The organism is Fictibacillus arsenicus (assembly GCF_001999465.1).
Taxonomy (GTDB): Bacteria; Bacillota; Bacilli; order Bacillales; family Fictibacillaceae; genus Fictibacillus; species Fictibacillus arsenicus.
Map to the genome: position 1 here is coordinate 132,215 of NZ_MQMF01000001.1, position 14,167 is coordinate 146,381.

The 14,167-nt window shown below is 39.1% G+C and carries 16 protein-coding genes, 1 pseudogene and 1 other annotated feature; all 17 genes and pseudogenes read right to left on the minus strand.

The genetic code is table 11. From position 1 onward, the window contains the following. Nucleotides 1-99: 99 nt before the first annotated feature. The 17 genes and pseudogenes from UN64_RS00670 to UN64_RS00750 all read right to left on the minus strand — a co-directional run bounded on the left by UN64_RS00670 (nucleotide 100) and on the right by UN64_RS00750 (nucleotide 13,818). The gene (locus tag UN64_RS00670) at nucleotides 100-546 is read right to left on the minus strand and encodes an ACT domain-containing protein (RefSeq protein ID WP_077359195.1); all 447 of its coding nucleotides are present in this window, start codon (nucleotides 544-546) and stop codon (nucleotides 100-102) included. Between the two features lie 196 nt (nucleotides 547-742). Then, complete coding sequence (gene obgE / locus UN64_RS00675) at nucleotides 743-2,029, minus strand: GTPase ObgE (RefSeq protein ID WP_077359196.1); 1,287 nt, start codon at nucleotides 2,027-2,029, stop codon at nucleotides 743-745. An 18-nt stretch (nucleotides 2,030-2,047) separates the two neighbouring features. After that, nucleotides 2,048-2,584: a Spo0B domain-containing protein gene (locus UN64_RS00680; RefSeq protein ID WP_425590092.1), complete on the minus strand. Its 537-nt coding sequence runs from the start codon at nucleotides 2,582-2,584 to the stop codon at nucleotides 2,048-2,050. Between the two features lie 159 nt (nucleotides 2,585-2,743). Further along, the gene (gene rpmA / locus UN64_RS00685; protein WP_066291343.1) at nucleotides 2,744-3,034 is read right to left on the minus strand and encodes a 50S ribosomal protein L27; all 291 of its coding nucleotides are present in this window, start codon (nucleotides 3,032-3,034) and stop codon (nucleotides 2,744-2,746) included. Further along, on the minus strand, nucleotides 3,027-3,380 hold the full coding sequence (locus tag UN64_RS00690) for a ribosomal-processing cysteine protease Prp (protein WP_077359198.1): 354 nt from the start codon (nucleotides 3,378-3,380) through the stop codon (nucleotides 3,027-3,029). Before UN64_RS00690 ends, rpmA begins: the two co-directional genes overlap by 8 nt. Before the next feature lie 5 nt (nucleotides 3,381-3,385). Further along, entirely contained in the window at nucleotides 3,386-3,694 is a 309-nt protein-coding gene (rplU, locus tag UN64_RS00695) for a 50S ribosomal protein L21 (protein ID WP_066291353.1), read from the minus strand. 14 nt (nucleotides 3,695-3,708) lie between these two features. Then, nucleotides 3,709-3,781: a sequence feature (ribosomal protein L21 leader region), on the minus strand. A 46-nt stretch (nucleotides 3,782-3,827) separates the two neighbouring features. Continuing rightward, nucleotides 3,828-5,294 (minus strand): Rne/Rng family ribonuclease, encoded by a 1,467-nt coding sequence (locus tag UN64_RS00700; protein ID WP_077359199.1) that lies wholly within the window; start codon nucleotides 5,292-5,294, stop codon nucleotides 3,828-3,830. 41 nt (nucleotides 5,295-5,335) lie between these two features. Next, a complete protein-coding gene (locus tag UN64_RS00705; RefSeq protein ID WP_077359200.1) occupies nucleotides 5,336-6,187 on the minus strand; it encodes a site-2 protease family protein in 852 nt (283 codons plus the stop codon). Next, nucleotides 6,180-6,905 carry a M23 family metallopeptidase gene (locus UN64_RS00710; RefSeq protein ID WP_077359201.1) on the minus strand — a complete coding sequence of 242 codons (726 nt, stop codon included), beginning with the start codon at nucleotides 6,903-6,905 and terminating at the stop codon, nucleotides 6,180-6,182. Before UN64_RS00710 ends, UN64_RS00705 begins: the two co-directional genes overlap by 8 nt. A 282-nt stretch (nucleotides 6,906-7,187) precedes the next feature. Next, complete coding sequence (gene minD / locus UN64_RS00715) at nucleotides 7,188-7,982, minus strand: septum site-determining protein MinD (protein ID WP_077359202.1); 795 nt, start codon at nucleotides 7,980-7,982, stop codon at nucleotides 7,188-7,190. Between the two features lie 15 nt (nucleotides 7,983-7,997). Continuing rightward, entirely contained in the window at nucleotides 7,998-8,675 is a 678-nt protein-coding gene (gene minC / locus UN64_RS00720; protein WP_077359203.1) for a septum site-determining protein MinC, read from the minus strand. Nucleotides 8,676-8,738: 63 nt separating this feature from the next. Then, the gene (mreD, locus tag UN64_RS00725) at nucleotides 8,739-9,257 is read right to left on the minus strand and encodes a rod shape-determining protein MreD (protein WP_171978766.1); all 519 of its coding nucleotides are present in this window, start codon (nucleotides 9,255-9,257) and stop codon (nucleotides 8,739-8,741) included. Beyond that, entirely contained in the window at nucleotides 9,257-10,129 is an 873-nt protein-coding gene (gene mreC / locus UN64_RS00730; RefSeq protein WP_077359205.1) for a rod shape-determining protein MreC, read from the minus strand. The genes mreD and mreC overlap by 1 nt, the downstream gene beginning before the upstream one ends. A gap of 14 nt (nucleotides 10,130-10,143) precedes the next feature. After that, nucleotides 10,144-11,180 (minus strand): annotated as a pseudogene (locus tag UN64_RS00735) (rod shape-determining protein). A gap of 72 nt (nucleotides 11,181-11,252) precedes the next feature. After that, nucleotides 11,253-11,924: a RadC family protein gene (gene radC / locus UN64_RS00740; protein ID WP_139343039.1), complete on the minus strand. Its 672-nt coding sequence runs from the start codon at nucleotides 11,922-11,924 to the stop codon at nucleotides 11,253-11,255. 35 nt (nucleotides 11,925-11,959) lie between these two features. Further along, on the minus strand, nucleotides 11,960-12,550 hold the full coding sequence (locus tag UN64_RS00745; protein WP_077359206.1) for a Maf family protein: 591 nt from the start codon (nucleotides 12,548-12,550) through the stop codon (nucleotides 11,960-11,962). A 269-nt stretch (nucleotides 12,551-12,819) separates the two neighbouring features. Then, nucleotides 12,820-13,818 (minus strand): SPOR domain-containing protein, encoded by a 999-nt coding sequence (locus UN64_RS00750; RefSeq protein WP_077359207.1) that lies wholly within the window; start codon nucleotides 13,816-13,818, stop codon nucleotides 12,820-12,822. Between the last annotated feature and the right edge of the window lie 349 nt (nucleotides 13,819-14,167).

Below are 14,167 nucleotides of genomic sequence, written 5' to 3' on the forward strand. Positions count from 1 at the left end.
TGGCGATTTTATTTATTTTTTATTTTGACAAAAATAAAAAATTAGGGGCTGCCAATAGTAAGTTTACCTTACTTTTGGGGACAGCCCCGTTTCTTTAAATTAAGCTCCTGTTCCTACCACTTCAACTCTTTCAACAGTTTCCATTCGATTTAATGTTGCTAATAAGTCTTTCATATCTCCTTGCAGCATATTCGTTTCGATCGTCAGTGTAATATGCGCACGTCCTTGGAGAGGAATGGTTTGATTAATGGTTAATACATTGCATCCTTGAGAAGCAACGACGGTAAGAAGACTTGAGAGAGCACCGGATCTGTCTTCTAGATGGATGGACAGTGTAATAATTTTTTCTTTCACCATCGTATGGAACGGAAAAATCCCATCACGATATTTATAAAAGGCACTGCGGCTTAAACCTACTTTTTCAGCAGCTTCAGCTACAGTTTTTACTTTACCTCGGTCTAATAAAGACTTAGCTTCTAACGCTTTTTGCATGGATTCTGATAATACATCTTCTCTTACCATATAGTACTGTTTGTCATTTTTCATAAGAATTTCCTCCGGTGTAAATCTTACACTCATTATAATAAATGCAAATGTAAATGTCTATTCCACATGGACATTTATCAGAAACGGTTCCGCTGGGCTCACCACACGTCCCCCGAAAAACCAGTACCTGGAACGTAGATCAACCCTTTTAGAGAACAACCTAAAAAAAAACAGCCCTGCATAAGGGCTGCCTTGTTTAATCAATAAATTCAAATTCATATTTAAGGATTCGTACAACATCACCATGTTCTGCACCACGATCTCGCAGTGCTTGGTCAACACCGAGCGTACGCATTTGACGCGCAAAGCGCTTAGTTGCTTCTTCTCTAGAGAAATCTGTCATCTTAAACAATTTCTCTATCTTCGGCCCATTAATAACAAATATTCCGGCAGGATCTCGAGTAATATAGAATCCTGCATCTTCTTTCTCGTGCTTATAAAGTACACGCTGCTGTTCAACCCCATCATCATGGATAAGAGGGAACTCAGGAGTAACTTCAAGAATATCTGCTGTTGTAAATAATACTTCACGAATTCCTTGGCGAGTAATGGCTGAAACAGGGAAAACTTTTACGTCGTCTCCTGCTTTTTCCTTAAACGCCTCTAGGTTTTCTTCCGCTCCAGGAATGTCCATCTTATTGGCAATCACAATCTGAGGACGTTCCATCAATCTCATGTTGTATTGATTAAGCTCTTCATTGATCTTCACAAAATCCTCATATGGGTCTCGTCCTTCCATACCGGACATATCGATAACGTGAAGAATTACACGTGTTCTTTCGATATGGCGCAGGAACTGATGTCCAAGCCCTACACCTTCATGAGCACCTTCAATTAATCCCGGCAAATCAGCCATAACAAAGCTTCTGCCGTCCTCAACCGGTACAACTCCTAAATTAGGTGTGATTGTTGTAAAGTGATAAGCTGCAATTTTGGGTTTTGCTGCAGAAACGATAGATAAGAAAGTTGATTTCCCTACGCTCGGGAATCCAACAAGCCCAACGTCTGCTAAAACCTTTAATTCTAATGTCACTTCACGTTCTTCACCTGGTTCCCCATTTTCAGCAATTTCAGGTGCTGGGTTTGCAGGAGTCGCGAAACGAGTATTGCCTCGGCCGCCTCGCCCGCCTTTTGCGATAATTGCTTGCTGCTTATGATGTACCAAGTCTGCAATCGTTTCTCCCGTATTCGCATCCGTTACAACTGTTCCAGGAGGAACCTTTACGATCATATCGTTAGCTTTTTTTCCATGCATGCCTTTAGACATTCCATGTTCGCCCCGTGGTGCCTTAAAATGGCGGTTGTAACGAAAATCCATCAGTGTACGAAGTCCTTCTTCTACTTCAAAGATGACGTTCGCACCTTTTCCTCCATCACCACCGGCAGGACCGCCGTCTGGCACATATTTTTCGCGGCGGAATGCAACCATCCCGTTACCGCCGTCACCAGCTTTCAAATAAATTTTGACCTGATCGACAAACATTTAATTCTCCTCCTTTCATTAGGAAGTTAACTGAAATTCAAAATAACACTTATTCTCCTGAATATAGCTTTCGATGAGTGCCATGCTTTTATGTGTTGAAAAAATATTCTTCATTTTTTCGAGTGTATTCTCCTGATCGGAGAGATTACCCACAAATGTATAACTAACATGAAGATCTTCAGGTTCAAATGTAACAGTAAGTGAGTATTCCTCATATCCCGAAATCGAATTGTTCAGCACAGCGCATAACTCATCCGTTGTATGTAACAATTCATCTTCAAATAAACTAAAATCTCCGCTTTCACCTTTAACTTTGCCATACAATTTTACCGGATGCTTCAGCCAATTATAGGTTAGTAAGTACTCTGATAAATTCGGGGTCTTCAGGTTAGAGATTCTGGATTCTTCCCGGGATAATTCAATAACTTCATTCATTATCTCTTTTGCCCGCTCCGTGCGGTCAAGAGACAGATTTGCTTTTATAAGCTGAAGCTGGTTTAGCCAGTCATGCCTGGCATGGCGCAAAAGATCGACAGTCGTCCATTTTTTTGGCATCATCGCACTTCCAGCCTTTCCTTTTAATATGGCTATACCTTACACCAACAAATTTAGCGCAGTACTCAAACTTTTGTAATTATAAAGAAAACTTGGCTTACTTTGCTATAGTGCAAAGAAAAAACCCTAACCAATCTGGTTAGAGTTTTTATCTCCCTCTTACGCTTCTTGCGCGATTGGGTAAACACTTACCTTTTTGCGGTCACGGCCATAACGCTCGAAACGAACGATTCCGTCAACCTTAGCAAATAGAGTGTCATCTCCGCCTTTACCAACGTTTGTACCAGGATAGATCTTAGTACCGCGTTGACGGTAAAGAATTGAACCACCAGAAACGAATTGTCCATCAGCACGCTTAGCGCCTAAACGCTTAGACTGTGAATCACGACCATTCTTTGTGCTACCTACCCCTTTTTTAGAGGCAAAGTATTGAAGGTTTAATTTAAGCATTCGTTGCACCTCCTTCATGTTCAGTCAATTTTATATACTCACTGTATCCTTCTTCAATCGAAGCAAGAGATACAATCATGCCTTCCAAAAGCAATTGCGTTTTTTGATAGGTCGAATCATCAAGATTATTCGGTACTTTGCACTTTAGAAACCCACCATCTTCATGAGTGGTCACTTCAGGCTCATAGCCGCAAAGTTTTTCAATAGCATTAATTGTACCGAACGACACGGCTGTTGCGGCTGCACAAACCAAATCTTGGCCATGTGGAGCAAAATCAGCGTGTCCATCCATCGTAAACGAAAGTATGTTTTGATTACTGTTTCTGAAAATAGAAACTGAAATCATGAGAATTACCCGTTAATCTTGTCAATCACAACTTTTGTGTATGGTTGACGGTGTCCTTGCTTACGGCGATAGTTCTTCTTCGCCTTAAACTTGTAGACAACTACTTTCTCGCCACGGCCATGTTTCTCAACTTTTGCCGTAACTGTAGCACCTTCAACTAAAGGAGCTCCTACTTTCAAGCTGTCTCCACCGACCATCAATACATCTTCGAAAGTTACTGTTTCACCAGCTTCAACATCTAGTTTCTCAACATAGATTGCTTGACCTTCTTCAACTCGAACTTGCTTACCACCAGTTTGAATAATTGCGTACATCAACGTGCACCTCCTCTTATACTCAGACTCGCCATCCTAGGTGTATATAAAATACTTAAAACCTAGTCTGTGCGGTTGGAGCGGGTGCTCCAAACACTAACGAAAAAAGTTTACCATGTTTGGGACTGCTGTGTCAATCTGAAAATCGCTTTTTTAAATCATTCACAGCGCCTGTCTGCCTAACAATTATTTCACGATTTAACGAACCAGGAGTGACAAATAACAAACTTCCGTATCTTTTCTCAATATAAGAGAGCTTATCCGGATGATTTTGGAGCCACTCAGCAAAATATGACGGAACTTCTAGCCAAATTGCTTCATTATCCTGATACTCATATTCCATAGCTATTCTTTCAAGCTCATAATAAAAAGTTTCCGGCCGCAGCTGGTGACTATCCATAATATCACTTCTTGATTTTTCGGTAAGCGTTTCTAATAACGATGGCCGCTCTTTTTTCCTGGTGAGTTCAAAAAGCCCCATTTTTGTAAAGCCGTACAAACTAATTGTTGAAGAATCTTTTTTGATTTCTTCCTTTAACAAAGTGAAGACCATGTCTTTGTCTGAATTAGATTGCATAGTAATAAAGTCAATCACGATCATTCCCGCTAAATTGCGCAGCCGCAGCTGCTTCATAATTTCTTTAGCAGCTAGAACATTTGTCTCTGCCACAGTTTTTGACCGATCTTTTTTTCCGGTGAATTTTCCAGTATTCACATCAATAACTGTTAAAGCTTCTGTAACATTGAAATACAGTGAAGCACCATTTTTCAGCCAAATATGAGGCAGCAAACTTTTTTGAATTTCTACATCAATACCATACTTTTTAAAAATTGGTTCTTTTCCGGTATATAGCTTAACTTCAAAAGGTGTACGATAAGTAGCTGCATACTCTTTAATGCGGAAATATGTATCATGATCATCTACAACGATCTCTTCCACATTTGAATTAAGCCATCTTTCTAAGAAAGTATAATAAAATGGCGGATGGATAATTAAGCTTGGTGCTTTTATCCCCTCAGCCATTTTAACGGCTTCTGAAAATTGTTTCTTTAAGCTTTTTAATTCCAAATTCATTTCTTTTTCAGGAAAGGTTTCGCAGCCGGTACGGATAATCATTCCTTCTGTTTCATTAATTTGTTCCGAGCCCCAGTTTAATAAAGTCTCTCGCTCAGTTTCTTTTATTTTTTTTGAAACTCCGACATGCGGAGTGTAAGGGAAATATACGAGGAGATGTCCTGTAAAAGATAATAGAGCAGTAAGTTTTGCCCCTTTATGGCCGCTTTCTTCTTTTGCAATCTGAACGAGGACAGATTCGCCTTCTTTGATCAGGCTGGAAATTGATATTTTCTTCTTATCTTCATTAGATAACATCTGAAAAGCTGGCAGGTCATCTCTATGCAGAAATCCGTTCTTTGCCGTTCCGATATCTACAAAGACAGCCTGCATGCCTGGAAGCACTTTTTGAACTCTTCCTTTATAAATACTGCCTGTTGAAGGCTTTTCATCTGGTCTATGATAGCCGCATTCTACAAGCTTTCCGTTTTGAAGCAGCGCCGTTCTTTTTTCCAGACCAGCCGCATTGATTACTACCTGTTGCATATTTATAACCCATCTCCCTGTCCATGGTTCGTTTCTCTATTTTAACGAAAAACCTGGCCAATTGCACATTCAGGAGAATGTTTATGAAAATACGCTTCTAATAGTTCTTTTTCTTCTACAGTTATCGGATTGTGATCTTTGACAACTATGGAGTGTGATATTCCTTTAATTAATCGGCTAGCGACTTTGGATATTGGCATTGTTGGGGGTACGATAAGTGTACGAGTTTGCTTTGAGGGATTCTGCTGCAATTTGCTTAATAAAAAACGTATAAACACATAATGTCTTCTTTTCCATTCTAAAAAATGAGCAACTAATAAAAAGGCACAAATCACCCAAAGGTTTAAATGGTTTGGCTGCAGATAAAGCTGCCAAGCTCCCCCAGCTATTAAAAGGGATGCTGACCAGAGCAGAAATTGACGCTGCGCAAACTTAAAAGGCATCCACTTCGTAAATAACGCAAAAGCTATCTTTCCGCCATCTAATGGCCAGATAGGCAATAAGTTAAATGTGAATAAAGTAAAATTCAAAAGCAGGAACCAAGTAAAATCGTCTGGAGATATGATGCCCATACTGTTAAGAATCAAAGCCAATCCTGTCATCCATACATGCTGCAGCGGACCAAGCACAGCTACCCAGATCTCTTCATGAAAGGGCCGTGTACCATGTTCTTCTACAACGGCGGCCCCGCCAAAAGGAAGCAGATCAATTCTAGAAATTCTCCATTTAAAAAGATGGGCCCCGGCGAAATGACCCATCTCATGTATAAGTACAACGAAAAACCATACGATTATCTCCCTAAAATGTCCTGTAAAAACAGCACCGAAAATAACAATCCAGAATGCAGGATTAACCTTTATTTTTCGGATAAATTGTACAATCAGGTTAATCAATATCAATCACCTTGCTTGGATCAATAAAGCTTTTGTCTTTTTTTATTGCGAAATAAAATTTTCCTGTTTTACCGCCGTCATTTTCTGATACTTTCCCTAGCTTTGTTCCGCTTTCAACATAGTTATAGAGTTTAATGGATTTATCGATTTCCTTCAAATCACCATACCAGGATTCTTGTTCATCAGAATGCTGTATGATAACCGTATATCCGAGATCTTCTTTTTTGCCCGCGAAAACGATATATCCGTCTTTTGCAGTTTCTACTGCCTCTTCTTTGCTGCCTGTCTCTATCCATATTCCTTTGCCATTAGAACTGAATGATTCATATACTTTTCCATCAGCTGGAACAGCGTATACCTCACTGGCTTGTTCTGGTTCATTTTTAATTAATTTATCTTTCGGGAGCAAAGCAAGTGGTTTACCAAATTGATTTTCATACCAGTCTTTTGCTGCTGCAAAATGGAATTCATCTTCATATACATGCTTTATGAAATTTTGAGCTTTAGCCGTCTGTTCTCCATTATTTTTAAAGATAATGCCAACGATCAAGAATAAAATAATAGAAAACATCACTTGCATTAATAGGGCATGACGGTTAAATAGAGGATGATTTTTCTCCGAGTCATCTCTGCTAATAGACACATTTTTTTCTTTTGATGTTCCTTTTCGGGATAAATTTCCATACTTTTTACGGATTTCATCTGCTCTATTTTTCATAACCGTTCCTCCATTTTTTTCTCATATATATGTAATCCTATGACTTGTCCGCTGAAGTTATGAGTAAAATGAGATTCTGTATGAGCGATTATTAGGAAAAATGAATACAGACCGAACAAAAATGCAGCTAACCGTACAAAAAAGCAGATCGACCAAACATTTTTTCCTATTAAAGGAACAAAAAAACACTTTTATAAAAAATGTCAGTCTAAAACGACACACCACCCATAAAACTTTCTGTCTCCTTATAGAAATAAAAAAGCACTGGCCTGAGCCAATGCTTTATTTCATTCCTAATAGTGTTTTAATCTTGCCAAAGAATCCTTTTTCTTCTTCTAAAGACAGAAGAGGAACTGATTCTCCTAAAATTCTTCTAGCAATATTTCTATAGGCGATTGATGCTTTAGAATCCGGCTGCATTGCTACCGGTTCGCCTTTATTTGCTGCTTTAATTACGTTTTCGTCATCAATAACTACACCTAAAAGTTCAATGGATAGTACTGATACGATTTCGTCCACATCGAGCATATCACCGCTCTTTGCCAGGTGATTACGCAGTCTGTTTACGATTAGTTTTGGTGCTTCTACTTCTTCTTGTTCAAGCAAACCAATAATACGGTCAGCATCGCGAACAGATGAAATTTCTGGATTTGTTACAACAATCGATTTATCTGCCCCTGCTACAGCATTCTTAAAACCTTGTTCAATGCCTGCTGGACAATCAATAATCACATAATCATAATCTTGTTTTAGCTCCTGCACAATTTTCTTAACTTGTTCAGGCTGAATAGAAGACTTATCTTTTGTTTGCGCTGCTGGCAGCAGATACAAACATTCAAAGCGTTTATCTTTAATCAAGGCTTGATTAAGTTTGCAGCGTTCTTCTGCAACATCTACCAGATCATAAATGATCCTGTTCTCAAGTCCCATTAAAACATCAAGGTTACGCAATCCAATATCGGTATCTACGAGACATACTTTTTTCCCAGAAAGAGCTAGAGCAGTCCCTATATTGGCAGAAGTCGTCGTTTTCCCGACCCCACCTTTCCCAGACGTAATGACAATCGCTTCTCCCATGCTTCATTCCCCTTTCTATACCAAGCTGTTCAACGTCGGTCTAAGTCGGTGAACAGCACTGATCCGATCAATACGAATCTGTTGTTCTTCTTTGGATATGTAAGCAAACTCCATCTCATTTCCCAAATCTGGATACGAGTCTGGTGCTCTATTAATATGATGTGCAATCCTTAACTGAGAAGGTTTCATAACAGAAGCAGCAATGATTGCTTCTTCATTCCCTTTACTTCCGCTATGAGCGATTCCTTTCAATGCTCCGAGAATATAAATGTTACCAGTAGCGATAACAGTTCCACCCGGGTTCACATCGCCTACCAGGAGCAGGTCGCCTTGAATATCTAAAACCTGTCCAGATCTAACAATCTTTGAAACGGTTACAACCTGAGCATCTTTTCTCAGTTCCTCAGCTTCTGTCTTGGTGATCACATCTGATTCAATATGTTCTAAGACCAGATTCTCTTTTTGTTTTAAAACTTCCCGCAATTTCTCTTCTTGTTCAGCAGTAACATATCTCTTTCCTGCCTTCACCTTAACAGAAATAACTGGACCATTAAGCAGCTGTCCACTGTTTGCAGTTAATTTATCATAGAGTTCCTCAATAATCTTTTCGAAGGAACATTTATCATCCAATAACAAAATGAGGCCGTCTTTTGTACCTTTAATTGTTACGTTGTGCTGCAGTTTCTGTACCATTGGCATTGTTCACCTCAACGTACTAACATTCGACAGCTAGGTCTAAATTCCTCTTTGCTGCTGTTAGTTTTCTTTTAGAGTATCCTTCAGCAGGTTTAGTTGCTTTACATATGGATAATAAATGAGTATCGCAAAGAAACCGTTTAAGATGAGGGTAGGCAATAATCTTTTATACAGAAACATATCTATCATTTGATTGCTGATCCCGATAAGACTGTTTAAGCCATAGACAAAAAACTCCAGGATAGAAACACCCACAATGGAAAGAAGGAGTGTAACAATAAGATTTCCGAAAAGATATCTTGAAAAGACTGATGTTATATAGGCAGTTGCAGCCATCGAAAATAAGTACACGCCGATAATATCCGTATAAAGCAAATCAGTAAGAAGTCCAAATCCTAATCCATAGACCAGTCCATATGTTGAATTTAAATACATGGCGATAAATAAAATCATTACCATTGAAAACCGAGGAATAAATTGCCATTCCATATTATTCTCCTGCGGCAATAGAGCTTGCATCAAGGAACTTTCACTAATAAATGCTAAATAGATAAGAAAAGGAAGAAAGATTTTTTTCATCATTCTTCCTCCTTTTCTTTTAAACTTTCATCTACTGCCGGCATCTCTCTTTCGAGAACCATCACATGATCCAAATCATACAAATCAGCAGAAGGCTTCAAATAAGCAGTTTGAGTTAAACCAACTTCATCTGGTTCAATATCAATAACTTCACCGATTAGAAGGTTAGGAGGAAAAACATCTCCGAGTCCTGAAGTAATAACTTTTTGACCTTTTTTAATCTTTGCATCTACTGGGATTTTTTTAAACAGCAAAGCCTGGCGTTTCGGATCGTATCCTTCAATCGTTCCAAAAATATTTCTTTCTCCCTGAACAATTGCAGAAAAACGATTTGTCCGATCATTATCACTTATAAGCTGAACAGTGGATTGGAACAGAGAAACATTCGTCACTTTACCTATAAAACCTTGGGGTGAAATTACGGCCATCTTTGGCTTGATCCCGTCTTTTTCCCCTTTGTTGATATAAATAAATTGATTCCATTGATCAGGAGATCTGCCGATTACTGTTGCTTCCCGCACTTTGAAGTCTGTTAGATCTTCTTCTTTATCAAGCTGCGCTTTTAACGTTTGATTTGTTTTCTTAACTTCCTCGTACTGTACATATAACTTTGCGTACTCATCTAACCTTGCTTTTAACATTTGATTTTCTTTGTAAAGCTGTTTCATTTCAGCTAAATTCTCAAAGAAACCCGCTATTGTATTAGCGGGTTTATAGAAAATCGTTTGTGCTAGTCCTGCAGAATCTTTTAAAAACTGTTCAGGTAAGGTTAGGCTTTCCCTTTTTTTCATCGAAAAACCAATCAAAGCTACTAGAATAATAATACTGACTAGCAGAATGATAAGCCGTTTATTCGAAAAAAAATGTGGCATGAAAATACACCTACTTACTTGGATTTAGATCGAGAAGTAATACCAGCTTTAGATTTGAAAAGGTGCAGATTTTCAAGCGCACGGCCAGTTCCTACTGCTACACAATCCAATGCGTTTTCCGCCACGATTACAGGCATTTTTGTCTCTTCACTTATCACTTTATCCAAGTTTCTCAATAAAGCTCCTCCACCAGTAAGAACGATACCGCGATCCATAATATCAGCAGCAAGCTCAGGCGGGGTTTTTTCAAGAGTTACTTTTACAGCATCCATAATGCTGTTAACCGTATCACGCAACGCGCTGGAAACTTCTTCCGCCGTAATCGTAATCGTTTTTGGAAGACCTGTCAATAAATCTCGCCCGCGGATATCCATGTCTTCGATACCTTCAGGCGTACCAGCAGATCCGATTTCAAGTTTAAGAGTTTCGGCAGTTCTTTCACCGATCATTAAGTTATAAGCTTTTTAATGTAAGCAATGATTGCATCATCCATCTCATCACCAGCGATGCGAATTGATTGACTCGTTACGATGCCTCCAAGAGAGATAATCGCAACTTCTGTCGTACCTCCGCCGATATCAACAACCATGCTACCTGTTGGCTCCCATACAGGAAGATCAGCTCCGATTGCAGCCGCAAACGGTTCTTCAATCGTATAAGCTTCACGAGCACCAGCTTGCTTTGTAGCATCCTCAACAGCACGTTTTTCCACAGCTGTAATTCCAGACGGTACACAAACCATTACATAAGGTTTGCGCGCGAAAACAGAACGGTTCTTTTGTGCTTGCTGAATAAAATACTTCATCATAGTAGCAGTAGTTTCAAAGTCCGCAATAACCCCGTCCTTCATTGGTCTTACAGCTACAATATTCCCCGGTGTACGTCCGATCATATTTTTAGCAGCATTACCTACTGCCTCAATTGAACCTGTGTCAGTACGCAAAGCAACAACGGAAGGTTCACGCACAACAACACCCTTGCCCTTCACGTAAACAAGTGTGTTTGCAGTTCCTAAATCAATTCCTAAATCTCTTGAAAATCCACCAAACATTTATGTAAACTCCTTTCATCAAGCAAAACTCATACGTTTGATTATACGCTATAAAAGAATCAAAAGACAATGTTAAACATATCCTTTTTCCTTTAAACTTACGTATTTTTGATCACCAATAATAATGTGATCCAGCACTTCAATTCCCAGCATTTTTCCACACTCTACTAACCTTTTAGTAACTTCTATATCTTCACGGCTTGGAGCAGGATCTCCACTGGGATGGTTGTGAAAACAAATGATAGAAGCACTTGATCGCTTCAAGCCTTCTTTGAACACTTCACGCGGATGTACGATAGAAGTGTTTAAACTGCCGATAAAAACTGTTTTCTTATGCAAAACCTGATTCTTTGTGTTCAAGTACAAACAGACAAAATGTTCCTGGTGCAAAAAGCGCAGTTCATCCATTAAGTATCTTGCCCCATCTTCTGGTGACCGGATCGTGTACCTCTCTTCAAATTGAAGACGGCTGATCCGTTTGCCTATTTCAATAGCAGCAATTAATTCTACTGCTTTTGCAGGCCCGATGCCGTTAATTTCTTTCAGCTCGCCAATCGAAGCATCTTTCAAATGTCTTAATCCTTCAAAATGCTGAATGATATGGTGTGACAACTGTATGGCAGACATCTGTTTTGTTCCGGTACGTAAAAGGATGGCTAATAATTCATAGTTGGACAGGGTATCAGGACCGTCTTGCAACAGCCTTTCCCTCGGTCTTTCCTGTAAAGGATAATCTTTAATCATAAGCGGTTTTGTTGCCACTTACGTTCCTCCCTCGTTTATTCAGTCTTTATGACTGACCCGGTGAAAGAAAATCCGAAATCACTAAGTGTTCTTGCCACTTTGGATAACGGCAAACCTACAACACTAAAATAATCGCCATGAATCTTTTCTACGAGTAAAGAACCTGAACCTTGAATGCCGTAGCTTCCTGCTTTATCAAAAGGTTCACCTGTACTGATGTACCAGCGAATCGTTTCTTCGCTTAGCGGATAAAATGCCACACTTGTCTTAACTGAAAATAAACGTTTCTTTTCTTGATCCATAATACAAACACCCGTGTAAACATCATGTGTCTGACCTGACAGCATCCTTAGCGTTTCAGCTGCTTCTTGTTCATTTTGAGGCTTCCCAAGTCGCTTGTTGCCATAAACAACAATTGTATCAGCACCTAAAATAACATCATTTGGTTTATATGTAAGTACATCTGATGCTTTTTGTTCTGCAAGTGATTCTACCAATTGACTTGGACTGAGATTAGGATCCATTTTTTCTTCGAGTGTACTAGGATATGTTTCAAATGGAAGAAGCGTTAATGACAGAAGTTCATATCTCCGAGGTGAAGAAGAGGCTAAAATGAGGTGTTTCATGTAATCACCTTTCAATTCGTTCATTGATGTTAAATTTGTACAGTTTTACAATAACAAACTTGTAAAAAATAGACAAACAGCGTCAAAAACTTACTTCTATTAGTTTTTCGGCATTTTTGGCTTTTTTATGTGGGCAAATGGCAACATTTATAGACGATTTTTGACAAATTTCTCGAAAGTGCCTAAAAAGACAGACAAAGCAGTTACAAACTACAGCAGACATAAAAGCAGAGAAAGGGGAGGTATCTCTGCTTTTCTAAAAAACTTTTCTATTTTAATGTTTGAAGCAACTGTTTATAAGATTGAAGACTATCCATAGCCTTTTGCTGAAACGCCCAGTTAAGCTCGCCTTTCTTTGTATCTTTCAATGCTAGAAAAGCACCTTCAAGCTGTTTTTCAAAATCTGAAGCAGCTTTAGCTGTTTCGCCCTTCCAGTTTTTCTTTTGGTTCTGTCCGTATTGTTTCCATTTATTAAAACCACTTAAAGTTTGATCAAGTCCGGAATCCTTAGTGCCGGGCATTTGCGAAAGGGTTAATACATTCTGCAAAAGAATCTTGCCATTAGTGAAGTATGTTTCGTCTAAGCTGCTTGGTGTTTTTAGGTTATCGAATGAGAAAGACAGTTTTTTTACGATTGGTTTTTCCATTTTATTTTGATAGATTTCACCATAGCTTTCTAATTGGTGTTTTTCATTTGCTATCCCTACAATTACCGCAGATTTTTCATCACCAGCTGGAATGATCACTGCAGAAAAGCCATTATCTTCAATGGATTTCACAACGTCTTGAGCTCTTTCTTTTGTTGAAAACACACCAGCCTGCAGGGCTGAGAATTCTAAGTTGATGGGAGGCAATGTGACAAGTTTTTTTCCAGATGAAGACTCTTCTTTTTGAACAGGAGCCGTTTCTGCTTTAAGATTACCTGCTTCTGTTATATCAGTTGAAAATACCATCAAAACCATAATTCCTAAAACGGTACCTGTTACTACGGCAGCCATAACTGCTGCTAAGATCTGTTTTGACAATGTTTTTCCTTTTTGAGGAAGATAAAAGCCTGTCCCTTTTTTAGAAAACAAATTCATTTTATTCCTTTTAAATACTATTTCATTTTTCTTTAACGGTTCTGCAAGCACCATGTATTTATCTTTATCTAGAACTTCAATAGCCGCTGCTACCTCATTGCTCGAATGCTCTTGATCGTTGTGGGATTTACTTTCACTATATCGTTGTTCCTTCCCATTTATTAATATCGAAATCTCGTGTTTCAAGCTCATCCGCTCCTCTCTAGCATCTACTAAATCATATGCAAATTAAAATTTAATAGAACTGAAAAAGCAGATTCTAATTCAAAAAAAGGCTGTTTTCGTAAACATTGTTGTTCTTATAAGTAGTTGATTTCCGTTCCAGGTTTGCTTCGCTTTCCGCGGGGCGTACGGTGAGCCCCCTCGCCGCTTTGCGCCATTGAGTGGTCTCACCTGACCGCTTCATGGAAGTATCCAGGCTCCTGCGTCTACAAGTAAATGCTACCGATGCGAGCTTACTCGTCGCATGCCTAGCGAGAGGCTTCTCAGGTGGTAGGCACGCACCTTTCACTCCAATCAACTTGTCAGTGAAGGA